Genomic DNA, 22027 nt, shown 5'->3' on the forward strand with positions numbered 1-22027 from the left:
TAAAGAATGTCAGGCGCTTTTATCTCCCCAAGGTAGACAGATTTTCGCTCAACGCAAGATTGATGTGGAACCTGTCTTTGGGCAGATAAAGGCTTGTTTGGGTTACAAGAGATGTAATCTGAGAGGGAAGCGTCAAGTGAGAATTGACATGGGATTGGTACTTATGGCCAATAACCTCCTAAAATACAATAAGAGAACGACTCAAAATTAAAAAGCTAGAGTTCCGCAATTGGGAAGCTCTAGCTTTTTTTGTGGCTGAGAATTATTTTGTCCCAGGCTCTTTTATTTGTATAAACTACCGTAGGCCAAGGTATAAACTGAGCATATCTACTATATATGCTTATCATACATTCAAGACCTTATCCAAAAAGTCCTTGAGGCGTGGGTGTTGCGGGTTGTCAAAAATTTGATCAGGTGTCCCGTCTTCGAGAAACTCTCCGTCAGCAGTGAAAATAACACGATTGGCAACTTGGCGAGCAAAGCCCATTTCGTGAGTTACGATGAGCATGGTCATGCCTTGCTGAGCTAAGTCTTTCATAACATTGAGTACATCGCCGACCATTTCAGGGTCAAGGGCAGAAGTTGGTTCGTCAAAGAGCATAATGTCAGGGTTCATAGCAAGCCCTCGTGCAATCGCTACACGTTGTTTTTGTCCGCCGGATAGGCTGTCTGGTTTCGCATTTGCTTTATCAGCCAAACCAACCTTTTCAAGCAATTCGATTCCCAGTTGATCCGCCTCTGTTTGTGTCATTCGTTTATGTTGGACAGGTGCAAAAGTGATATTTTCAAGAACGGTCATGTGAGGGAAGAGATTAAAATGTTGAAAGACCATTCCGATATTTTCACGGACAAGATCAATATCCGTGTGTTTGTCGGTCAAATCGTAGCCGTCAACGGTAATTGTACCGCTAGTAACGGTTTCTAGTTGATTGAGACTGCGTAGAAAGGTTGATTTTCCTGACCCAGATGGTCCAATAATACAGACAACATCCCCTTCGTAGAATTTAGCAGTAATCCCTTTAAGAACCTCATTTTTGCCGTAGTATTTGTGCAAATCATGCACATCAATTTTTAATTTTGTCATGAATTACATCCTCCTTTCTAAGCGTTTAGCTAAGCGGGTCAAAATAGTTATCAAGACCAGATAAAGTACTGCTAAAATTGCATACATTCTAAAGCTTTGGTAATTGCGGGCGATGATAATCTTCCCCGTTTGGAAAAGCTCAACCAGCCCGATAGCCGATACGATTGTTGTATCTTTAAGGGCGATGACGAATTGGTTGATAAAATTCGGAAGCATAAGACGGGCCGCTTGCGGCAAGATAACCTTACGCATGGTTGTGCCATAGGAAATACCTAAACTACGACTGGCTTCCATTTGTCCAACAGGAACGGCTTGAATTCCTCCACGGACGATTTCGGCGATATAAGCGCCTGAGTTGAGGGACAGGGCAATTGTTCCGGCCACAAAATCGTTAATCGGGCTTTGTTGGCCAGTCATGGATTCGATGAAATTTGGAATTCCCCAGAAGATAAAGGCAGCGAGGATCATTAGTGGAATCCCGCGAATGACATCAACAAAGACGGTAGCAATGATACGTAAAGCCTTAATTGGGCTGACACTAAACATACCAAATATAACACCGATGACCATAGCAATAGCAAAAGATAAGAGTGCTAGCGCAATTGTTACACCCAGTCCTTGTAAGAGCTGCTTGTAGTTGTTAGAAATGAGCCCTGTAATCGTCGTTTCATCTGCTGTATCGGTAGAACTTTTGGAGTTTGAAGCTAGATACTTATCCAAGATTTTCTGAAATTTACCGTTTGCCTTAAGATTGGCCAGACCATTATTGAACATTTCAATCAACTCCGGATTGCTTCCTTTTTTGACTGCAAAGCCAGTGTCTCCAGCAGGCGTTCCTTCAATCGGAGTCTTGAGCTTTTGTCCTTGACTAATAGAGTATTTTACAACAGGCTCATCATCCATAACAGCTGCAACAGAACCTGAATTAAGGCTGTCGTACATGGAGGAAGCGTCAGAAAAAGTTTTAATCTTATAACCGTATTTCTTTTGGTTATTTTCCATAAATGTTTGAGAGGCAGTCCCATTTTTAACTCCGACGGTTTTTCCTTTCAAATCTTCATAGGAGGAAATTTTACTATTATTTTTCACGGCAAGAATGGTATTGGCCGTGTAATAAGGTTCAGAAAAATCAAAAGTTTCCTTGCGGGCATCTGTAATCGTCATTCCAGCAATCATACCGTCCGCTTGCCCAGATTGCACCGCATTGAGTGCAGCGTCAAAGCCGGGATTGGTGATTTCGATAGTAAATCCTTGGTCTTCTGCAATGGCTTTAATCAAATCCATATCAATTCCTGTATACTGGCTATTGTCATTTTGGAAAACAAAAGGAGCAAAAGAAGAATCAGATGCGATAATATACTTCGATTTCTTTGGTGTTGCCTTTTGTCCAGCAGAGGTTGTTGTTGCAGGAACTGAGTTACTGCTAGTACTTGATGAGCTATTTTTTGCACCTAACATGAAAATGGGGAGCAAAGCTAACATTAATATTAGAATTTTTTTCTTCATTTCTCTCTCCTTTTTGGAATATTTTAAAATTATATCAGAAAAAAGCCATTATGGCAAATTTTTTGTAATTTTATGTCAGGTTTTCTGACATCTGTTTGTTTTTACAGAAGATTGAAAAGAGAAACTAGGGGATCATTCAAGAATGAAGAAGCCTCTAAATTATGATAAAATAGGGGAAAAGAGCTAAGAAAGGGACAAGATGATTAACCGAATTACCGATAACAAGTTTAAATTAGTATCCAAATACCAGCCGTCTGGCGACCAACCTGAGGCGATTGAGGCCTTGGTGGATAATATCGAGGGCGGCGAGAAAGCACAGATTTTGCTGGGGGCGACCGGGACAGGAAAGACCTACACTATGAGCCAAGTCATTCAAAAGGTCAACAAGCCGACCCTCGTCATCGCTCACAACAAGACCTTGGCAGGTCAGCTCTACGGCGAGTTCAAGGAGTTTTTCCCCGACAATGCGGTCGAATATTTCGTTTCCTACTATGACTATTACCAGCCCGAAGCCTATGTGCCGTCCAGCGATACCTATATCGAAAAGGATAGCTCGGTCAACGACGAGATTGACAAGCTCCGCCATTCGGCGACGTCTGCTCTCCTTGAGCGCAACGATGTCATCGTGGTGGCGTCGGTTTCTTGCATCTACGGTCTCGGTTCGCCTAAGGAATACTCTGATAGCGTGGTTAGCCTACGTCCGGGCTTGGAAATTTCCCGTGACAAGTTGCTTAATGACTTGGTAGATATTCAGTTTGAGCGTAATGACATTGACTTTCAGCGGGGGAAATTCCGGGTTCGTGGTGATGTGGTTGAGATTTTCCCAGCTTCTCGGGATGAGCATGCCTTTCGGGTGGAGTTTTTCGGAGATGAGATTGACCGTATCCGTGAGGTCGAAGCCTTGACAGGTCGAGTCTTGGGTGAAGTGGACCATTTGGCCATCTTCCCAGCCACTCACTTCGTGACCAATGAAGACCACATGGAAGTAGCCATTGCTAAGATTCAGGCGGAGCTGGAGGAGCAGCTTGCTATCTTTGAGAAGGAAGGCAAGCTTCTGGAAGCCCAGCGCTTGAAACAGCGTACGGAGTATGATATCGAAATGCTACGTGAAATGGGCTATACAAATGGCGTTGAGAACTATTCTCGTCATATGGATGGTCGAAGCGAAGGAGAGCCGCCTTATACCCTTTTGGACTTTTTCCCCGATGACTTCTTGATCATGATTGACGAGAGTCACATGACCATGGGACAGATTCGGGGCATGTACAATGGTGACCGCTCTCGTAAGGAGATGCTGGTTAATTATGGTTTCCGCCTGCCGTCTGCCTTGGACAACCGTCCGCTGCGCCGTGAAGAATTTGAAAGCCATGTCCACCAGATTGTCTACGTGTCGGCAACGCCGGGCGACTATGAGAATGCACAGACCGATACGGTCATTGAGCAAATTATCCGCCCGACCGGGCTCCTTGACCCGGAAGTGGAAGTCCGCCCAACCATGGGACAGATTGATGACCTTTTGGGTGAAATCACTGCGCGTGCAGAGAAGAATGAGCGGACCTTTATCACAACCCTGACCAAGAAAATGGCGGAGGATTTGACTGACTACTTCAAGGAAATGGGTGTCAAAGTCAAGTACATGCACTCGGACATCAAGACCTTGGAGCGGACCGAGATTATCCGAGACCTGCGCTTGGGTGTTTTTGATGTTTTGGTTGGGATCAATCTTCTGCGCGAGGGAATCGACGTGCCGGAGGTTAGTCTGGTGGCCATTCTTGATGCGGACAAGGAAGGATTCCTCCGCAACGAGCGTGGCCTGATCCAGACTATTGGCCGAGCAGCCCGCAACAGCGAGGGGCATGTGATTATGTATGCCGATACCATGACCCAGTCCATGCAGCGCGCTATTGATGAAACTGCCCGCCGTCGGGCAATCCAGATGGCTTATAATGAAGAGCATGGCATTGTACCGCAGACCATCAAGAAAGAAATCCGCGACCTGATCAGCGTGACCAAGGCAGCCCTGCCAGACAAGGAAGAAACTGTCGAAATCGAAAGCCTCAATAAGCAAGAGCGCAAGGATATGGTTAAGAAACTCGAAGGTCAAATGCAAGAAGCCGCAGGCCTTCTTGACTTCGAGCTCGCCGCACAGATTCGTGATATGATTCTGGAAATCAAGGCGATGGATTAGAAAATCCATGAAAATATTGGGAATAGGGAGAAAAATATGAGTAACGAAATTATTACTACACTGATATCGGTTGGTGCTACGAGTTTAATATCTGTTATAGGTTTTTGGATTACAAGTACCTCATTGAAAAAAAGTTTTAGAAATGAACTGCATAAGAATAGAGATAATGTATTTCTAGGTCATATGTCAGCAATTCCATTGTATATTTTAGAATTATTAGATGAAATGATGGAGATTGATAATTCAACTTTAAAAAATAAAAGACAAAAGGAGCAAAATTTAAAAAGTTTCAAAAAAATAATAAACACAACATACTCCTATGGCTCTGAAGAAGCAATAAAGATCCTTGCATTGATGCAAAAGGAAAATTATGCTGCTGCAAAGGATAATGTTGAGCAAGATATATACAGAATGATTGCTATATATTGTTTAGCTGCTACACAAATTAAATTTGATGTCACAGGGATTGCAGTTAGTCCAAATTTTTGGTTTCAATTGAGATTAAATGATTATTCTGAACATAAAGAAAAATATAGAATAGCTACTAATATTTTAATTAAAGAGTTAGAGTTAAATAAAAAGTTTAAATTTTGATTTAAATAAATCCAAGGAGCACTACATGCGTTATGCACTTTTACTCCGTGGCATCAATGTCGGCGGGAAAAACAAGGTCGTTATGGCTGATTTGAAGAAAGATTTGGCTGGGTTGGGTTTTGAAAATCCAGTTTCCTACATCAACAGCGGTAATCTTTTCTTTGATAGCGAGGAGCAGGAGGAGAGAATTCGGGAGATTTTGACGGCTTATTTCAGTCGGTCTTATGATTTTCCTCTGCCTTTTGTCCTTGTCAGCTCTGCTATGCTTCAAAAAGAAACAGCCAATCTGCCTGCTTGGTGGCAGGATGAGACAGCCTTTCGGCGAGATGTTCTCTTTTATCTGCCGGAGACTGATAGGGAGAGTGTTCAAGAGCTGGCTGGGAGTTGGGCAAATGACAAGGAGCAGCTGCACTTTGGGCAGACGGCCTTCTTTTATAGCAATGCTGACCAAGCGGACTATCTCAAGTCTAACTACCATAAGAAACTGCTTAAGTCCAGTTTCTACAAGCAACTAACCATCCGAAACGGTAAGACTTTCCAGAAGATTGTGGAGTTAGTAGGTACAATTCAAAAATGAATAATTGATAGATTTTGGTCTCCTTTTTGCTAACAAATTTATTATTTGAAAAAGATTCAAGTTGAAGTAGCGAATTAAGTTGAACGTTTTTAACGCTTATGGTATTTTCGTTGTTGAGCAAGAATATATTGATAAGAGATCTATGTATTTTAGTGTGAAGTTTGAAACATCTATATACTAAAATTATGCTATAATAAATGCTATGTATACCAAACCAACTTCTGCCTATGTACACATTCCGTTTTGTACTCAAATTTGTTATTACTGTGATTTTTCCAAGGTGTTTATTAAAAATCAGCCAGTTGATGATTATTTAGTTCACCTGATGCAGGAAGTGGACTCCTATGACATTGGAGCCTTACGGACTCTTTATATTGGTGGTGGGACACCGACGGCGCTTTAGATAGTATTTCAAGACAAGCTATTTTTGATTTACTGAGAAATATAGGGAAACAAGGAAAATGTATTCTCATGGTGACGCATGATATTGAGTTGGCTTCCCATACAGATAGAGCTCTGATTTTGAGAGACGGTAAAATTGTTCAAGAAATACAAAAGCCATCTGCTGAAAATTTATATCGAGCCTTGGAGATTGTCTCCTCTACCAAATAAAAGGATATTTTATGTTAGAAAAAATAAAAATAAATGAAAAAGACTTCCCACTTCAAATTCAGCCTTATTTTCGAGGTGGCCATATTTATGATAGTAGCTCCCATTCTCAAGCAAAAGTGTGATATTTAGACTCGGGCTATTATTTAAAAATGGACAATGTGAGAGAATTAGAGGAAGAAGCAAAATTGACACGCTACTTTTTTAAAAAAGGGATTGCCGTAGAGGTCATGGAATATGTATCAGAAGATAAAGATTATCTCTTGACTAGGGCTGCTGACGGAGAAACGGCTTTAACTTATCTAGATAAGCCAGAAAAGCTTTGCCAGATATTAGCAGAGACCTTAAACTATTTACATAGTTTAGACAGAAATGAGTTCGCACTTCCAAATCGTCTAGAACATTACCTTTCAAACGTCGTAAAAAATTACCAAGCAGGAGTTTTTTATGAGAAGGCACTTTTGCCGAGGTTTGGAATTGCAAATCGAGAAGAAGCATTTAAAATTGTTCAAGCGAACCAAGGGAATTTAAAAGCAGAGACCCTTATTCATGGCGATTTTTGTCTTCCCAATATTATCTTAAAAAATCATCAATTTTCTTGCTTTTTGGATTTAGGGTTAGCTGGTGTGAGTGACAAGCATATTGACCTTTTTGGGGTAATCTGGTCGCTACATTATAATCTGGCTACAGATAATATACGGACTATTTTCTTGATTTATACGGGCGAGAGAATTTTGATGAAAGCATGCTACAAGTAATCGCCGCTTGTGAAGCGTTTGGTTAATGAAAGAGAGAAAGTGCATGATTGCTTATAGAAAATTATATTCAAAAGACATAGACGATTACTATGATTACTTAAATCAGTTGGACACTGAAACTGATTTTATGATGTTTGAGCCTAAAGAACGAGAGCTGAAAGTCGGTAAAGAGAAAATAGCAGGCTGGTTGAAAAATGCTAATAAAAATGGCGACTTTTTACTTGTAGCCACCGATAACCGCAAAATAATTGGTCATATTTCAGCTGAAAAAGGGAAAGTTAATCGTACCGCTCACTCGGCTTATATTGTGCTCGGCGTACTGAAAGATTATCGTGGACGAGGTATCGGAACAGAATTTTTCAAACGTTTAGATGTTTGGGCGCAAGAAAATAGAATTGTCCGTTTGGAGTTGAGCGTGGCAACAAATAATGATGCAGCTATTCATCTATATCAAAAGAATGGCTTTGAAGTTGAAGGAAGAAAGGTCAAAACGATGTTGGTTAAAGGGCAATATAGGGATGAGTATATCATGGCGAAAATAAGGGAAATATTCTAGTTTAGAAGTGGGTAATAAAATGAGTATACAGCTAAAAAGCCTAGACCGAAACGATTTACAATCTCTCTAGCAACTTGGTTTTTGTCAGGAAAAGCCTGTGTGGAAAGATTTTAGTGTGCATACTTTGATGATTATCAGGATTTTTCGACCTTTGATGAATTTTTGCACAGCGAGCTAGCTAGCCTTTTCATCACCCACGGCGGCATGAATAGTGTCAATGAGGCTATCTACTATGGTGTGCCTATGATTGTTGCCCCTATGAGAAACGACCAGCCAAGAGTAGCCCAACAAGTAGCCGACTTACATTTGGGCAAATATCTGAATAAACGTGGTTTAACAAACCAGCAAATACAAGAAGTAGCAGCTAACTTATTTCAGGACCACTCCTATAAAAAAACAAGTCCAGCTTTTTCAAAGAAAATGCCAAGCAGCAGGCGGAAATCAAAAGATAGCTGAACTAATCTTAGAAAATTTATCTCTCTAATTTTATTCATTTGTTTGCATAAATAATTGTATAATATGCTTTATAATCACTAAAATTTAAAAAATTTTTCTTTTTTTCATAATTTTCTAAATAAACTCTTGAAATGAAAGCGTTTTGATTATATAATGAGTAGGTGAGTTTTTCTCTCAAAATCTAATCTTAAAGAAAAGGAAGTCTTTTTTATGAAGAAGAAAAAGCTACTTACACTTGTTTTACCAACGCTTTTGTTGGCTCCAATGGTCTTATCACATGTTGCTCAAGCTGAAGAAGTAACTGCTGATGTGGCAAATGCCAAGTCTGAAACAGTAGCAAAGCCTGTTACAGCTGTTAGCACTAGCGAGCAAATAGTGAATTCTGAAAAAGCGGCTGAAACAAGCACAAGAGAAGGACAAAGTGCAGCTAAGTCAGATAATGATGGTAGGGCAAACGCGACTACAGAGGCTAGCCAAAATTCAGAAACAAATGCAGCGACGACGGATACAGGTACAAGGGCGAATACTGAAAACCAAACAGCTGAGCCTGTTAGGGAAGTTCGGGCAGCAGCACCAGCAGTACAGGCGGCAAGTGCAGGAGTTTCAGCTAAGGACTTAGCTGGCTATACAGGCACTGCGACGGATAATTTATCTGACAAAAACTTATCCGTACAAGAAGCTGTAACTCAGTTATTGGAATGGGCAGCCGTAGATAAGGCACGGTTGGGCAAGTCAGAAAAAGATTACCTTAATTTTGCCAAGAGTTTGGGAATGATTTCAGCAACGACTGATGTGACAGCAGAGCTTAAGGCGTCTGATGCTCAGGCTATGTATGATATTGCCAAGAAACTCTACGACGCTTATCGGGCAGATAAAAAACAACCACTCTTTTTAAATGGTCGTGCACAGCCTATTTTCCCTTATACCACAGGACAAAAAGAAAAAGATGAGGATTATTCCTATGAAAAGAGTGACATCGTTCGTTTTACGGTCTATGTGGAAAGTGATTATGACCTTGACGGTGACGGGAAACGTGATTTAGTCAAGACCTTGGTACAACTACCAAAAGCAGTAGCACAAGGAGATTTCAAAGCCTCTACCATTTTTGAGGCACGTCCTTACGTTGCTGGAACGCTCAACGAAGATTATGTTACCTTGGAAAAATTAGGCATGAAAAGTAAGGGAGCTTACGACATAGAAAATGTTCGTAAAAATCCCCCTGCTAAACGTACTCCAGTGGGAAGTAAGTCTACGATTGAGGCAGCTAAGGCTGCTAAAGCCTCTGATTGGTATTACTATAGCCCATGGGAATATATGTATGACTATGAAGATTTGACTTGGTATGATTATTTCTTGGTGCGTGGTTATGCCTTTGTCAGCAGTGCTGGTTTAGGTACAAGAGGCTCAGAGGGCTTCAATACAACTGGCTCTGACATTGAAATTAACGCTTTTAAAAACATTATCGAATGGATTAACGGGAAACGGGTTGCTTATACAGATAAGACCAGCAACATCGAAATTAAAGCGGACTGGGCAAATGGAAAAGTCGGGATGACAGGTCTCTCTTGGGCTGGAACAACAACATTTGGCGTAGCAGCAACAGGTGTTGAAGGATTGGAAACCATTGTTCCTGCGGCTGGGATTGCTAGCTGGTACGACTATTTCAACAGTCAAGGGACTTCTTTCAGTAATCCACCGTTTAGTGATTTGTCTTGGTTGTCTCTCTATGTCGCGTCTCGTATTTTGGATCCAGATGATTGGAATTCAATCCAAGATAAATACGCCGACTACATCAATCAATTGAACAAAGATCAAGCAGCTCACGGTTATAATTACAGCGATGTTTGGAAAGAACGCGATTATACTGTTGAGGCTGCAAGCAAGCTGAAAACTAGTGCTCTTTTGGTTCACGGTCTCAATGATGACAATGTGAAAACCAAACATTTTGAGCTTATGTATGATGCCTTGAAAAAAGCTGGACAAAATGTGAAGATGTATCTTCATCAAGGCGACCATATTTATCCAGCTAAAATGTCTCTAGGCTACGGTATTACCGCTAAGGGCCAAGATTTCTATGACTTGCTCAATACCTGGCTTTCTCATTATCTCTACGGTGTAGATAATCAGGTGGAAAAGATGCCGGCGGTTCTTGCCCAAAACAACTATGACCCAAGCAAGTGGACAACTTATGATAGTTGGGAAACGAAAAATCGCTTAACCTTATCAGCAGCTTCAAAAGACGAAGAAGTAACCATTAGTAGCGATTATGAAAAAGCTGGCATCACAGCGCCTAAGACTAACCGTAATGAAGCCGTTAGTCAAGCTTCTTCTAGTGCTAATGCAACTTATATGGTCGATGTTCCAGAGGACTTGACGATCAAGGGAAATATTCCTGTTCAATTCAGAGCAGCTCTAAGCAAAGGACAAGGGAGCAATCTACAAGTCAATGCTATGTTAGTGGATGTATCTGATGAAGACTTTGCAGTGACAACCGGTGCGGTTGAAAAGACAGGAGAGGACGGAGCGTTCTGGATGGGAAGTAATCTGGAAAACCTAGCCATTAAGCAATTTGCAACGCCTAATACCAAATATAAGGTGATTGCTAAAGGCTGGCTTAATTTGGCAAATCCAGATTCTGGCTATGCGTCAGCGACTTCAGCCAAGAGTATTGTTCCAAAAATCGGTGAGTTTCATGACTATACGATGTATCTGCAACCCAATGTTTATACAGTTAAGAAAGGTCATAAGTTAGCCTTAGTCTTGAATACTTATGATCCAACAGATTTGACAGTGGATAGGCATTATGAAGTGACTTTCAAGACAAATTCTATCAAAGCTCTGATTCCGATTGTGGAAGATTCTCTGGCACTTAGCGCTAGCTATGTCCCATACACTAGTGAAAACGAAAATAATGCCAGTCAAGATCAAGAGCAAACCCAGCAAACAAACCTTGCTCCTGTCCAAACCTTGGCTGTACATGTTGGTCAAGCATGGGTGTCAGACCCAGCAGTCCAAAAAGCGGCGCAGTTACCACAAACAGGTAGTAAAGAAAACAAAGGTTTCTTTGTGGCAGCAGCGGGTGCTTTGCTAGCAGGTTTTGGTCTCATCTTCTCTAAGAAAAAAGAGGAAAACTAATTTTAGTAAGCCAGCAGTGAAATCATTGAAAGCTTGAGCTAGATGTGGTTTCGCTGCTTTGCTCTATCTAGAGAAGTTTGATTAGAAAGAGAAATCAATTTGAGCTACTAAGGTAGTTAGAGAAAGATTGGTGACAGATGATTTACCTGATAACAGGGGCTTCTCACACGGGGAAGACGCTTTTGGCGCAGAAACTGCTAGAAAAATTTGGCTATCCTTATTTATCGCTGGATTTGCTGGAAATGGGTTTGATAAGAAGCGGGCAAACGGAACTGACAGTGACAGATAGCGACTTGCTGACGGACTACTTGTGGTCTATTGTCAAGGAAATGATTAAGACGGCGCTTGAAAATCAGCAACATTTGATTGTCGAGGGATCCTACATTCCCTTTGACTGGCAAAAGGATTTTTCGAGCGCTTACTTGAAGAATATCCACTATATTTGCTTAATCATGAGCGATGAGTATATCAAAAAATCTTTCCAAAATATAAAAAAGCATGCTTGCGCTATAGAAAAGCGAGTGGATGGCAGCTATTTTACGCTGGATTTTGCCTTGGCAGAAAACCAGAAATATCTTCGTTTGTGTCAAGAACACGGCTGCCCTTATTTATTGCTGGAGAAGGATTACCAGCCTGATTTGATTTTTGAAAAAGTAAAGAGGAGACAAGATGAAAGAGAAAATTCGGAAAATATTTAAGGAAAGTATGGCAATCGAAAGCTTCACTCATACCAGCTCAGAGCGCGATATTGAAGCCTTTCTCGATAGAGAATTGGGCAAGCTGCCTTATTTCAAAGAGCACCCTGAGCTGTTTGGTAGCTACGCTATTCCTCATGATTTTTATGGGCGAGCGGTCAACTGGGCGCTGGTCAAAAACGATACGGCTGACACGGTGGTCCTCTTTCATCATCACGACACGGTGGACATTGAGGACTTTGGCAATCTGCGTGATGTTGCTCTTGATAATGACGCGCTCAAGCAAAAGCTGGCAGATACAGCTCCGCAGCAAGCAGTGCTTGATGACTTAGCTTCGGACGTTTGGCAATTTGGGCGCGGCTCTTGTGATATGAAGGCTGCTCTGGCTTTGCAGCTGGGCGTTTTGGAGACTTATTCACAGCAAAAGAATGGTCATGTCAATCTGCTCTATCTGTCTGTCGGTGATGAAGAGTCTTATTCGCAGGGCATGCGGGCGGCGACAGAGCTCCTCTATGATTTGAAGCAAAAATATCAGCTAAATTACCTCTTGGCTATTGATTCCGAGCCTTTTGAAAGTACAAGGGCTGATGAAAAAGTGCTTCATATCGGAACGGTCGGCAAGCTTTTGCCTGTAGTCGTGACGCAGGGGATTTTGTCTCACATGAAAGAACCCTTGACAGGTGTCAATGCTATTTCCTTGCTTGCTAAAATCGTGGAAAAGATTGACCTCAATCCAGCCTTGTCTGATTCGATTTATGGGGAGCGGTCGCCCTTGCCTTCTTGGTCTTATATGCGTGATTTGAAAGAGCATTACGATGTTTCAACCGTTTTGCATGCGGCAGCTTATCTCAGTGTCTTGTATTTGGAGAAAAGTCCGCAGGAGTTGATGACCATCCTTCAAGACCTTAGCCAAGAAGCCATTGATGAATTTTACAGCCGTTATCGGGATTTACAAGAGACTTACGGTGAAAAGAAGCAGGTTGCAAGGCCGCGCCTCTTGACTTACCAGCAATTAGTAGAGGAATGTCGATCTAAAGAAAACTTTACATCTGTCAAGGAGGAGCTAGACCAAGCAGCGCGTCAGGACTTGAAAAATGGAAAAACGTATCAAGAAATCACCATTGAGACCATTCAAAAATTGCTAGATTTCCACAATCAAAAGGAAGCTCTGGTCATTCTGGCAGTGGCTCCGCCCTATTATCCGTCTATGAATTGTCGGCATTTGCAGGACTCGCCCATTGATATAGAAGCACTGATTTCCCTTTATCAAGATTTTTTAGAAAATGAAGGAAAAAAACTAACGGTGGAAGAGTTCTTCATGGGCATTTGCGACATCAGCTATTGCGCTCTAGAAAAGCCAGTCGAGGATTATCAACATGTTTTAGAGAGCTTGGCCGTGCCTGCTGATCTTTACCAGATTGACTTTTCTAAGATGAAAGACATCCGTATTCCAGCTGTCAATCTAGGTCCGTGGGGCAAGGACTTGCATCAAATCAGTGAACGGGTCTATGAAAAAGACATGCTAGAGACGATTCCTAATTTTCTGCTGCATTTGTTGGAAAATATAGAATTGATTAAGAAATCAGGCAAATAAAGTCTGCCATTGTCAGCCTTTCTAATTATGGAAGGGCTGATTTTATATGACTTTCTGCGCTATTTTAAAAAATTTTAAGAGAAATTATGCTAAAATAGTACCTATCTTGCAAGAATGGAGAATATTTATGTTTCGTTTGATTAGACATCATATCAGGAATAATGCGATTTCGTATGCCTTGGTGACGTTTGCTAGCGGTGTCTTTCTTTAGCTTTAAACCGCAGCAAATAGTGTAAGTCAACGTTTTGGTTTGGAAAGTGTGGAACTGCATCAGCTTCAGCAGAGTACATGGTTCAATCCTCTTATGTGGCTGATCGGCACGATTGTTATTTCGATTATTTTTCGCTTTGTATCAAAAATCCTTAAATTGATATTTATTATCATTGTGTTGGGACTGGGTTTTTACTATCTGAAAACCTATACGGCATACCTAGGTATATTTGGAATGTGACGTTGAGGTTTCTCAGCGTTTTTGTGCAATTTTTAAGGAAGTGGGATGATGAATATAAATTTGGTTAGTTTAATGTAAAACAAGAAAAACTCATCGGTGCAGGGCAGATACTTTATCAGGAACAGCCCACACTCCTAGCGAGAAAAATCAGTGATTTTCTGCTATAATATTTCTATGCAATCTAAACCTACTTCGGCTTATGTGCATGTTCCTTTTTGCACACAAATTTGTTTTTACTGTGATTTTTCTAAGGTTTTTATCAAGAATCAGCCAGTTGATGATTATCTAGTTCACCTGATGCAGGAGGTAGACTCCTATGATATTAGAACTCTGCGCACCCTTTATATTGGTGGTGGAACACCGACAGCGCTTTCTGCGAAGCAGTTGGACTTTCTCTTGCAGGAATTAGATAAGCGCCTTGATTTATCACAGATTGAGGAGTTTACGATTGAGGCAAATCCGGGTGATTTGACAGCAGAAAAGGTAGAGGTTTTGGCAGCTTCAAAGGTCAATCGCGTGTCCTTGGGGGTGCAGACCTTTGATGATCTGATGTTGAAAAAAATTGGACGCAGTCATACTGTCAAGGATATTTATGACAATATTGACCGTCTCAAACAAGCTGGTTTTCACAATATCTCGATTGACTTGATTTATGCCTTGCCAGGACAAACGATAGATCAGGTAAAGGAAAATGTCGCACGAGCAATCGGTCTTGATATTCCTCATATGAGTTTGTATAGTCTGATTTTAGAAAATCATACGGTTTTTATGAATCGGATGCGACGCGGCAAACTCAATCTTCCGCAGGAAGATACAGAGGCAGAGATGTTTGACTATATTATTTCGGAGTTGGAACAGGCTGGCTTTGAGCACTATGAAATTTCCAATTTTTCCAAGCCGGGCTTTGAAAGTCGGCATAATCTCATGTATTGGGACAATGCGGAATACTATGGTTTGGGAGCTGGGGCTTCTGGCTATGTTGATGGCATTCGTTATCGCAACCATGGGCCGATTCGCCATTATCTCAAGGCAGTTGAAGAGGGCAATGCGCGCGTTCATGAGGAAGTTCTAAGCAAGCAAGAGCAGATGGAAGAGGAAATGTTTTTGGGGCTTCGTAAGAAGTCAGGTGTCTCCATTACACGTTTTAGTCAGAAGTTTGGGGAAGATTTTAAAAAGATTTATGGCGATGTGGTTGCTGAATTAGCGACCGACGGGCTTCTAAAGGTAGAACATGATGTTGTTCGCATGACGAAAAAAGGGCTTTTTCTGGGAGACACAGTCGCTGAGAAATTTATTATAGATTAGAGGGGGATAAAATGGGACTTAAATATCGGATTCAAGCAACGATACCATATGATATGGCAGATATTAATAGCAATGTCCGCTTGCCACAACTAATGGCATTGGTTATGCAAGTATCAGGCATGCAATCAGTCGAAGTGGGAATGGCAGATGATTATATTTTAGAGAAATTTGGCCTAGGATGGATTATTTCAGAACATACCATGACCATCAAGCGCCTGCCACGTTTTTTAGAGGAAGTGACGATTGAAACAGAGGCTATGTCTCACAATCGGTATTTCTGTTATCGGGTTTTCAAGGTTTTTGACAGTGATGGGGAGAATATCTTTGAGATGATGACGACTTTCCTTCTCATGGATATAAAAAATCGCAAAGCTGTTCCAGTGCTAGATGAAATCACAGAACCTTTTGGTTCAAGCTTTGTCAAAAAGATTATTCGTGGCCCTAAGTATAAGGAACTAGAAAATCCTGAAACGACAGATTATCGTGTTCGCTTTTATGACCTAGATATGAATGGCCATGTCAATAACGGTAAGTATCTGGAGTGGGTTTATGAGTCTTTAGGGGTAGAATTTTTGAAAAAACATGTTCCAATTCAGGTGGATATCAAATATCTAAAGGAGGTGTTACCAGGTGGTCTGGTGACAACGGCAGTTGAATTAGAGGACTTGACGAGCCATCATCAGATTATATCTGAGGGTGAAGTCAGTGCAGTTGCAAGGATTGAATGGTGTCAATTATAATTGATGTATAAGCTTAAGGAGGTATCATCGTGTTACTAATAAAAAACGGTCGTGTAATGGATCCCAAAACGGGATTTGACAAGGTTTGTGATGTCTTGCTAGACGGCAAGAAGATTGTCAAAATCGCAGAAAATATCGAGGCAGGCGATGCCCAGATACTTGATGCAACAGGCTTAGTCGTCGCACCGGGCTTGGTGGACATCCACGTTCATTTTCGTGAGCCAGGGCAGACGCACAAGGAAGACATTCACACAGGGTCTTTAGCAGCAGCGGCAGGCGGATTTACCACTGTTGTCATGATGGCAAATACTAATCCAACCATTTCTACAGTGGAAACTCTGCAAGAAGTCTTGGAGTCGGCTAGCTGCGAGAAGATTCATGTCAAAAGCGTGGCGACAATTACGGAAAATTTTGACGGGCAACATCTGACAGATTTTCCAGCTCTTTTGGCAGCAGGAGCCGTTGGCTTTTCCGACGACGGCATTCCTTTGACCAGCTCAAAAGTCCTGCGGCAAGCACTGGAAGCAGCCAAGAAAAACAATGCATTTATCTGTCTACACGAGGAAGATCCTGAGCTCAACGGCATTCTAGGCTTCAATGAGCAGATTGCCAGAGAGCATTTTCATATCTGCGGGGCGACTGGCGTGGCAGAATACAGCATGATTGCCCGCGATGTCATGATTGCCTATGATTGCAAGGCACATGTCCACGTCCAGCACTTGTCCAAGGAAGAAAGCGTCAAGGTGGTCGAGTTTGCTCAGAAACTCGGCGCTCAAGTCACAGCAGAAGTGGCGCCCCAGCACTTTTCTAAGACAGAAGCTCTGCTATTGACCAAGGGCAGCAACGCCAAGATGAACCCGCCTTTGCGCTTGGAATCTGATCGTTTAGCCGTCATTGAGGGGCTCAAATCGGGTGTCATTTCTGTTATCGCGACCGACCATGCGCCGCACCACGCCGATGAGAAGGCAGTGGAGGACATCACTAAGGCACCGTCTGGCATGACGGGGCTCGAAACCTCGCTCTCTCTGGGGCTGACCTATCTGGTGGAGGCGGGGCATTTGACCCTCATGGACTTGCTGGAAAAAATGACAATCAATCCAGCAGCGCTCTATGGCTTTGAGGCTGGCTTTATCGCTGAAAATGGTCCAGCAGACCTGACGATTTTTGATGCGACAGCCGACCGCTTGGTCGATAATCATTTTGCTTCCAAGGCTGCAAATTCGCCTTTTGTCGGCGAAAAGCTCAAAGGGCAAGTCAAGTACACCATTTGCGACGGTGAGATTGTCTTTCGACAGTAAAAACATAAAAAACACTCTGATTTGTTTTCAGAGTGTTTTATGTTTGTGGTTATTTCTTCTTTTTTTAAAACTTATTTCTTGGGTTGTTGTCCCGTGATATTTAGCCCAAAAGGAACTAGATTTTCTTTTTTTTCTCGAATACGAGCGATATTATCCTTGTGCCGAATGATAATCAGCGAAGCAATTCCTAAAATAATAATGGTAAACAACCAATCATAACTCGGCAGAATGAAATGAATAAGTGGAAAAATCAGAACTCCGATAATTGCTGAACAGGCTGCCACAACACTTGCCAAGGAAATCATACTTCCCAGATAAAGTGTGGGGAAAAATACTAGTGCAAGGTAAAAAATGAAAGCTGGTGAAAAGCCTAAAATAGCGCCTGCACTGGTTGCCACTGCCTTGCCGCCCTTAAAGTCTGCAAAAATGGGAAAAGTGTGTCCCAGAACGGCTGCTAAGCCAAACAACATAGGCGATAGACCATGAATATGGAAAATAAGCGGAAGCAAGGTCGCAACTGTTCCTTTGAAAAAGTCAAAGGTAAAGGTGATGATTCCAGCTTTTTTTCCTAAAACACGGAAAGTGTTGGTCGTGCCCGTGTTGCCGCTGCCGTAATCGCGGAGGTTCTTCTTGTAAAAGATTTGCCCGATCCAAAGACCGGTTGGGATAGAGCCGAGTAAGTAGGCTAAAATAAGTACAAAAATGGTCATAAGTTGATTATATCACACTTTTATAAGAAAAAATTCCCAAAAACTGTAAAAAATTTGATAAGATAGTAAGAGTGACTGAGGGGGCTTTGTTCCGCCTATAAGTTAATTGATTGTTTATGAACGAGGAGGCCATTGTGGCAAAAAAAGAAATCAACATTAACAATTATAATGATGACGCCATTCAGGTATTGGAGGGGCTGGACGCTGTGCGCAAGCGCCCCGGTATGTATATTGGCTCGACTGACGGCGCTGGGCTGCATCATCTGGTTTGGGAGATTGTCGATAATGCAGTGGACGAGGCCTTGTCGGGCTTTGGTGACAGGATTGATGTTACCATTCACAAGGATGGGAGTTTGACAGTTACCGACCATGGTCGTGGTATGCCTGTCGGCACACACGCTATGGGTATTCCCACGGTTGAGGTCATCTTCACGGTGTTGCACGCAGGGGGTAAGTTCGGTCAAGGCGGCTACAAAACTTCGGGCGGGCTCCACGGGGTTGGTTCTTCGGTGGTCAATGCTCTGTCTAGCTGGCTGGAAGTGGAAATCACGCGTGACGGGACTGTTTACAAGCAGCGCTTTGAAAATGGTGGTAAACCAGCGACGGGCTTGAAAAAAGTCGGTACGGCGCCCAAGTCAAAATCGGGTACCAAGGTTACTTTCATGCCAGACGACACGATTTTTTCAACGACGGATTTTAAATACAACATCATCGCTGAGCGGCTCAACGAATCTGCTTTTCTGCTCAAAAACGTTCACCTGTCACTGACCGATGAGCGCACAGGCGAAGCGGTCGAGTTTCACTACGAAAACGGCGTACAGGACTTTGTCAGCTACCTCAATGAAGACAAGGAGACGCTGACGCCTGTTCTCTCTTTCGAGGGCGAAGAAGGGGGCTTCCAAGTCGAAGTGGCGCTCCAGTACAATGACGGCTATTCTGACAATATCCTGTCCTTTGTCAACAACGTCCGCACCAAGGACGGCGGAACGCACGAGACGGGGCTCAAGACCGCCATTACCAAAGCCATGAACGACTACGCGCGAAAAACGGGGCTGCTCAAGGACAAGGACAAAAATCTGGAGGGCTCCGACTACCGCGAGGGACTGGCTGCGGTGCTGTCTATCTTGGTGCCCGAGGAGCATTTGCAGTTCGAGGGGCAGACCAAGGACAAGCTAGGTAGCCCGCTGGCTCGTCCAGCGGTGGATGCCATTGTGTCAGACAAGTTGACGTTCTTTCTCTTGGAAAATGGCGAGCTAGCAAGCAATCTCATCCGCAAGGCAATCCGTGCGCGTGACGCTAGAGAAGCGGCGCGCCGTGCTCGTGATGAGAGCCGCAACGGCAAGAAAAACAAAAAAGACAAGGGGCTCTTGTCTGGCAAGCTGACCCCTGCCCAATCCAAAAACGCCAGCAAGAATGAGCTCTATCTGGTCGAGGGGGATTCTGCCGGGGGCTCTGCCAAGCAAGGACGCGACCGCAAGTTCCAAGCCATTCTTCCCCTGCGCGGGAAAGTGCTCAATACCGAGAAAGCCAAAATGGCGGACATTCTCAAAAACGAAGAAATCAACACCATGATTTACACCATTGGCGCAGGTGTCGGGGCGGACTTTACGCTAGCCGACGCCAACTACGACAAGATTATCATCATGACCGATGCCGACACCGACGGTGCCCACATCCAGACTCTTCTCTTGACCTTCTTTTACCGCTATATGCGTCCGCTGGTTGAAGCGGGCAAGGTCTATATCGCGCTGCCGCCGCTCTACAAGATGTCCAAAGGCAAGGGCAAGACGGAGCAAGTAGAGTATGCTTGGACGGATAGCGAGCTGGAGGAGCTGCGCAAGAAATTTGGCAAGGGCGCCATGCTCCAGCGCTACAAGGGGCTGGGCGAGATGAACGCCGACCAGCTCTGGGAGACGACCATGAACCCTGACACCCGCACTCTTATCCGCGTGACCATTGAAGACCTCGCTCGTGCCGAGCGCCGCGTCTCCGTCCTCATGGGCGACAAACCCGCCCCCCGCCGCAAGTGGATTGAGGATAATGTTAAGTTTACGTTGGAAGAAAGTGGGGTATTTTAACAAAATACTCTCGTATCATTGACGCGCTGATACCGCTCATCATCAGTTATTTGCAAGTAGCCGAGAAGAACTACAATCCGACTGGCTTGACCAAGTCGCAAGTCTTGTTGAAAAAGAAGTTTATCAAGGACGAGGCTCCCGAGCTCTGGCAGTTGGCGCAAGAGTTAATCCAGCAAAGCGTGGGAAAAGGGCTGTATCTGGATGAGTAGAGAAGATGAGGTGTTTTATGGACAATATTGTTTTACGTACCGCCACCCCTTCCGACCTTGACGGGCTGTTCGCCCTTTATCAGGCGGAGCAGTGGACGAATTTTACCAAGGAAAAAGTGGCGGCCATGCTTGAAGCGTCCGCTTCGATTTGGCTCGTGCTGGAAGAGGCGGGCGAGATTATCGGCTTTGCCCGCTACATCACCGACGGCGTTGAGACGACTTTTATCGGCGAAATCATCGTTGCCAAAAGTCACCGCAGGCAAGGTCTGGGGCGCAGATTGATTGAGGAGATTGAAGCGCGACAGCCAGCGACACGGATTGAGCTCGCGTCAGAAGAAGACGGCTTTTACAAGGCGCTAGGCTTCATCCCAATCGGCTCTGCCCTGCGCTTGAGAAAATAAAATTGGAGGCAGACAAATGAAAAAATTAGCTATTCTTTTTGCTTCGTTGCTGTTTATCGGTCTTTTGGTGGCTTGTACAAAAGCAAAAACGCCGACTTGCCCTGGCTGAAAGGAAAATGGTACAGTGAGGAGTGGAAAGTTACCTACCAATTCTCGAAAGAAAACGGACAGTGGGCAATCAGAGACCAAGACAATTTTGTCTCTGAAAAACTGACGGTCAAAGGCAAATCAGATAAGGAATTTGACTTGGTTGAAAGCGACGGGACGACCTACCACATCGAAAAAATCAACGACAAGGAAATCTACTTCCAACAAATCGCAGCAGAAGGAAGAGAAGGCACAACCGCCAGCGTCAAATTTGTGAAGAAGAAGTGAGCAATATCATCATAAAGTGAGGGCAATGCCATGTTAGAAAAAATTGAGCGATTGATTTCTAAAATCAATCGGATTCTCTGCTTGTATTCAGAGGATTATTTTGAAACGGGCAAGGTAGAAAAAGTAAATCTATCGCACACTTTTAGCAAGGTGCCTGTGGAGGCGATTTTGTCTTATCGGCTCAACCTCCACGAGTCAATCAACGATTACTTGTACCAAGCGGATGTAAAGGATATTCATTACTACTATCGAGTGAAGACCGCAGAGAGCATTTTAGATAAAATCAAGCGCTATAAAGAACGTGAGACCAAATATCCAGTCAATAATATTTTAAACGACATTTTTGGTGCGCGTGTGATTTTGCAGTCGGATGAGGTAGCGGAGATTTTGGAGCATTTGGACGAGTGGAAAGAAAAATACGGATTGAAAAATTGGTATTTGCGAGATAGTGACGGCTATATCGGGATTCATATTTATTTTAAAAATAAGAGTAATTTTTACTATCCTTGGGAACTCCAAATCTGGGATGAAAAAGATGCAGCAGAAAACATCCGCAACCACCGCCTCTACAAGCGGAATTTTGTGAAATAAAGTAACAAAAATTATGAAAAAGAATTGAGCAAGGGCAAGCGTTCTTGTATCTAAGAGAAAGGATTTGAACACAGGCTAAAAACCTAATGAAAAAGACAAAGCTCCTTGCAATCCTTT

General features: G+C 43.0%; 20 protein-coding genes and 3 pseudogenes. 20 read left to right on the top strand and 3 right to left on the bottom strand.

Annotation, left to right across the window (positions count from 1 at the left end; genetic code table 11):
• Positions 1–211: transposase (locus tag A3I3_RS0104120; protein ID WP_018371404.1), on the top strand; the 211-nt coding region annotated here is incomplete at its 5' end.
• 132 nt (positions 212–343) lie between these two features.
• Here the strand turns inward: A3I3_RS0104120 and A3I3_RS0104125 are convergent.
• Both A3I3_RS0104125 and A3I3_RS10115 read right to left on the bottom strand, forming a co-directional pair.
• Positions 344–1084, bottom strand: coding sequence for an amino acid ABC transporter ATP-binding protein (locus A3I3_RS0104125; RefSeq protein ID WP_018371471.1), 741 nt, complete (start codon positions 1082–1084; stop codon positions 344–346).
• A 3-nt stretch (positions 1085–1087) separates the two neighbouring features.
• Positions 1088–2590 carry an amino acid ABC transporter substrate-binding protein/permease gene (locus A3I3_RS10115; RefSeq protein ID WP_018371472.1) on the bottom strand — a complete coding sequence of 501 codons (1503 nt, stop codon included), beginning with the start codon at positions 2588–2590 and terminating at the stop codon, positions 1088–1090.
• A 199-nt stretch (positions 2591–2789) separates the two neighbouring features.
• Here A3I3_RS10115 and uvrB point away from each other — a divergent pair, with 199 nt between their 5' ends.
• From uvrB to A3I3_RS0104200, 14 genes and pseudogenes are all read left to right on the top strand, one after another.
• Complete coding sequence (uvrB, locus tag A3I3_RS0104135) at positions 2790–4778, top strand: excinuclease ABC subunit UvrB (RefSeq protein ID WP_018371473.1); 1989 nt, start codon at positions 2790–2792, stop codon at positions 4776–4778.
• A gap of 36 nt (positions 4779–4814) precedes the next feature.
• Entirely contained in the window at positions 4815–5372 is a 558-nt protein-coding gene (locus tag A3I3_RS0104140) for a hypothetical protein (RefSeq protein WP_018371474.1), read from the top strand.
• A 25-nt stretch (positions 5373–5397) separates the two neighbouring features.
• A complete protein-coding gene (locus A3I3_RS0104145) occupies positions 5398–5949 on the top strand; it encodes a DUF1697 domain-containing protein (protein WP_018371475.1) in 552 nt (183 codons plus the stop codon).
• Between the two features lie 202 nt (positions 5950–6151).
• Positions 6152–6349 (top strand): annotated as a pseudogene (locus A3I3_RS10120) (radical SAM protein); the annotation flags it as partial.
• Positions 6343–6561 (top strand): annotated as a pseudogene (locus A3I3_RS11085) (hypothetical protein); the annotation flags it as partial. The pseudogenes A3I3_RS10120 and A3I3_RS11085, both read left to right, overlap by 7 nt.
• A gap of 158 nt (positions 6562–6719) precedes the next feature.
• Positions 6720–7316 carry a phosphotransferase gene (locus tag A3I3_RS10125; RefSeq protein ID WP_398574973.1) on the top strand — a complete coding sequence of 199 codons (597 nt, stop codon included), beginning with the start codon at positions 6720–6722 and terminating at the stop codon, positions 7314–7316.
• Between the two features lie 43 nt (positions 7317–7359).
• Positions 7360–7872, top strand: a complete 513-nt coding sequence (locus A3I3_RS0104160) for a GNAT family N-acetyltransferase (RefSeq protein WP_018371477.1) — start codon at positions 7360–7362, stop codon at positions 7870–7872.
• Between the two features lie 171 nt (positions 7873–8043).
• Positions 8044–8356: pseudogene (locus A3I3_RS0104165) on the top strand (glycosyltransferase); the annotation flags it as partial.
• Between the two features lie 182 nt (positions 8357–8538).
• Positions 8539–11463, top strand: coding sequence for a CocE/NonD family hydrolase (locus A3I3_RS0104170; RefSeq protein ID WP_018371479.1), 2925 nt, complete (start codon positions 8539–8541; stop codon positions 11461–11463).
• A 137-nt stretch (positions 11464–11600) separates the two neighbouring features.
• A complete protein-coding gene (locus tag A3I3_RS0104175) occupies positions 11601–12161 on the top strand; it encodes an ATP-binding protein (RefSeq protein ID WP_018371480.1) in 561 nt (186 codons plus the stop codon).
• A complete protein-coding gene (locus A3I3_RS0104180; RefSeq protein WP_018371481.1) occupies positions 12133–13752 on the top strand; it encodes a M20/M25/M40 family metallo-hydrolase in 1620 nt (539 codons plus the stop codon). Before A3I3_RS0104175 ends, A3I3_RS0104180 begins: the two co-directional genes overlap by 29 nt.
• Before the next feature lie 625 nt (positions 13753–14377).
• A complete protein-coding gene (gene hemW, locus A3I3_RS0104190; RefSeq protein WP_026129805.1) occupies positions 14378–15508 on the top strand; it encodes a radical SAM family heme chaperone HemW in 1131 nt (376 codons plus the stop codon).
• 11 nt (positions 15509–15519) lie between these two features.
• Positions 15520–16248, top strand: a complete 729-nt coding sequence (locus A3I3_RS0104195) for an acyl-ACP thioesterase domain-containing protein (protein ID WP_018371484.1) — start codon at positions 15520–15522, stop codon at positions 16246–16248.
• Positions 16249–16277: 29 nt separating this feature from the next.
• Positions 16278–17546, top strand: a complete 1269-nt coding sequence (locus A3I3_RS0104200) for a dihydroorotase (RefSeq protein WP_019231845.1) — start codon at positions 16278–16280, stop codon at positions 17544–17546.
• Between the two features lie 71 nt (positions 17547–17617).
• Here the strand turns inward: A3I3_RS0104200 and plsY are convergent, their stop codons facing one another.
• Positions 17618–18256 carry a glycerol-3-phosphate 1-O-acyltransferase PlsY gene (gene plsY, locus A3I3_RS0104205; RefSeq protein ID WP_018371486.1) on the bottom strand — a complete coding sequence of 213 codons (639 nt, stop codon included), beginning with the start codon at positions 18254–18256 and terminating at the stop codon, positions 17618–17620.
• Between the two features lie 134 nt (positions 18257–18390).
• Between plsY and parE the strand changes: the two genes are divergently transcribed.
• The 5 genes from parE (at position 18391) to A3I3_RS0104230 (ending at position 21910) form a co-directional block, all read left to right on the top strand.
• Entirely contained in the window at positions 18391–20334 is a 1944-nt protein-coding gene (parE, locus tag A3I3_RS0104210; protein ID WP_026129804.1) for a DNA topoisomerase IV subunit B, read from the top strand.
• A gap of 50 nt (positions 20335–20384) precedes the next feature.
• Positions 20385–20543, top strand: a complete 159-nt coding sequence (locus A3I3_RS10815; RefSeq protein ID WP_155978932.1) for a hypothetical protein — start codon at positions 20385–20387, stop codon at positions 20541–20543.
• A gap of 17 nt (positions 20544–20560) precedes the next feature.
• Complete coding sequence (locus tag A3I3_RS0104220) at positions 20561–20944, top strand: GNAT family N-acetyltransferase (protein ID WP_018371489.1); 384 nt, start codon at positions 20561–20563, stop codon at positions 20942–20944.
• Positions 20945–21040: 96 nt separating this feature from the next.
• Positions 21041–21319, top strand: coding sequence for a hypothetical protein (locus tag A3I3_RS0104225; protein ID WP_223873770.1), 279 nt, complete (start codon positions 21041–21043; stop codon positions 21317–21319).
• Positions 21320–21349: 30 nt separating this feature from the next.
• Entirely contained in the window at positions 21350–21910 is a 561-nt protein-coding gene (locus A3I3_RS0104230) for a nucleotidyltransferase family protein (protein ID WP_018371491.1), read from the top strand.
• Positions 21911–22027 lie beyond the last annotated feature (117 nt).

The organism is Streptococcus massiliensis DSM 18628 (genome assembly GCF_000380065.1).
GTDB classification, from domain to species: domain Bacteria; phylum Bacillota; class Bacilli; order Lactobacillales; family Streptococcaceae; genus Streptococcus; species Streptococcus massiliensis.

Bases quoted from the DNA above. Each gene is read 5' to 3' on its own strand.
- A3I3_RS0104180 (WP_018371481.1), top strand. From the start codon at position 12,133: ATGAAAGAGAAAATTCGGAAAATATTTAAGGAAAGTATGGCAATCGAA.
- hemW (WP_026129805.1), top strand. From the start codon at position 14,378: ATGCAATCTAAACCTACTTCGGCTTATGTGCATGTTCCTTTTTGCACA.
- A3I3_RS0104125 (WP_018371471.1), bottom strand. From the start codon at position 1,084: ATGACAAAATTAAAAATTGATGTGCATGATTTGCACAAATACTACGGC.
- A3I3_RS0104195 (WP_018371484.1), top strand. From the start codon at position 15,520: ATGGGACTTAAATATCGGATTCAAGCAACGATACCATATGATATGGCA.
- uvrB (WP_018371473.1), top strand. From the start codon at position 2,790: ATGATTAACCGAATTACCGATAACAAGTTTAAATTAGTATCCAAATAC.
- A3I3_RS0104140 (WP_018371474.1), top strand. From the start codon at position 4,815: ATGAGTAACGAAATTATTACTACACTGATATCGGTTGGTGCTACGAGT.
- A3I3_RS0104230 (WP_018371491.1), top strand. From the start codon at position 21,350: ATGTTAGAAAAAATTGAGCGATTGATTTCTAAAATCAATCGGATTCTC.
- A3I3_RS0104175 (WP_018371480.1), top strand. From the start codon at position 11,601: ATGATTTACCTGATAACAGGGGCTTCTCACACGGGGAAGACGCTTTTG.
- A3I3_RS0104160 (WP_018371477.1), top strand. From the start codon at position 7,360: ATGATTGCTTATAGAAAATTATATTCAAAAGACATAGACGATTACTAT.
- A3I3_RS0104220 (WP_018371489.1), top strand. From the start codon at position 20,561: ATGGACAATATTGTTTTACGTACCGCCACCCCTTCCGACCTTGACGGG.
- A3I3_RS10115 (WP_018371472.1), bottom strand. From the start codon at position 2,590: ATGAAGAAAAAAATTCTAATATTAATGTTAGCTTTGCTCCCCATTTTC.
- A3I3_RS0104145 (WP_018371475.1), top strand. From the start codon at position 5,398: ATGCGTTATGCACTTTTACTCCGTGGCATCAATGTCGGCGGGAAAAAC.
- plsY (WP_018371486.1), bottom strand. From the start codon at position 18,256: ATGACCATTTTTGTACTTATTTTAGCCTACTTACTCGGCTCTATCCCA.
- A3I3_RS0104170 (WP_018371479.1), top strand. From the start codon at position 8,539: ATGAAGAAGAAAAAGCTACTTACACTTGTTTTACCAACGCTTTTGTTG.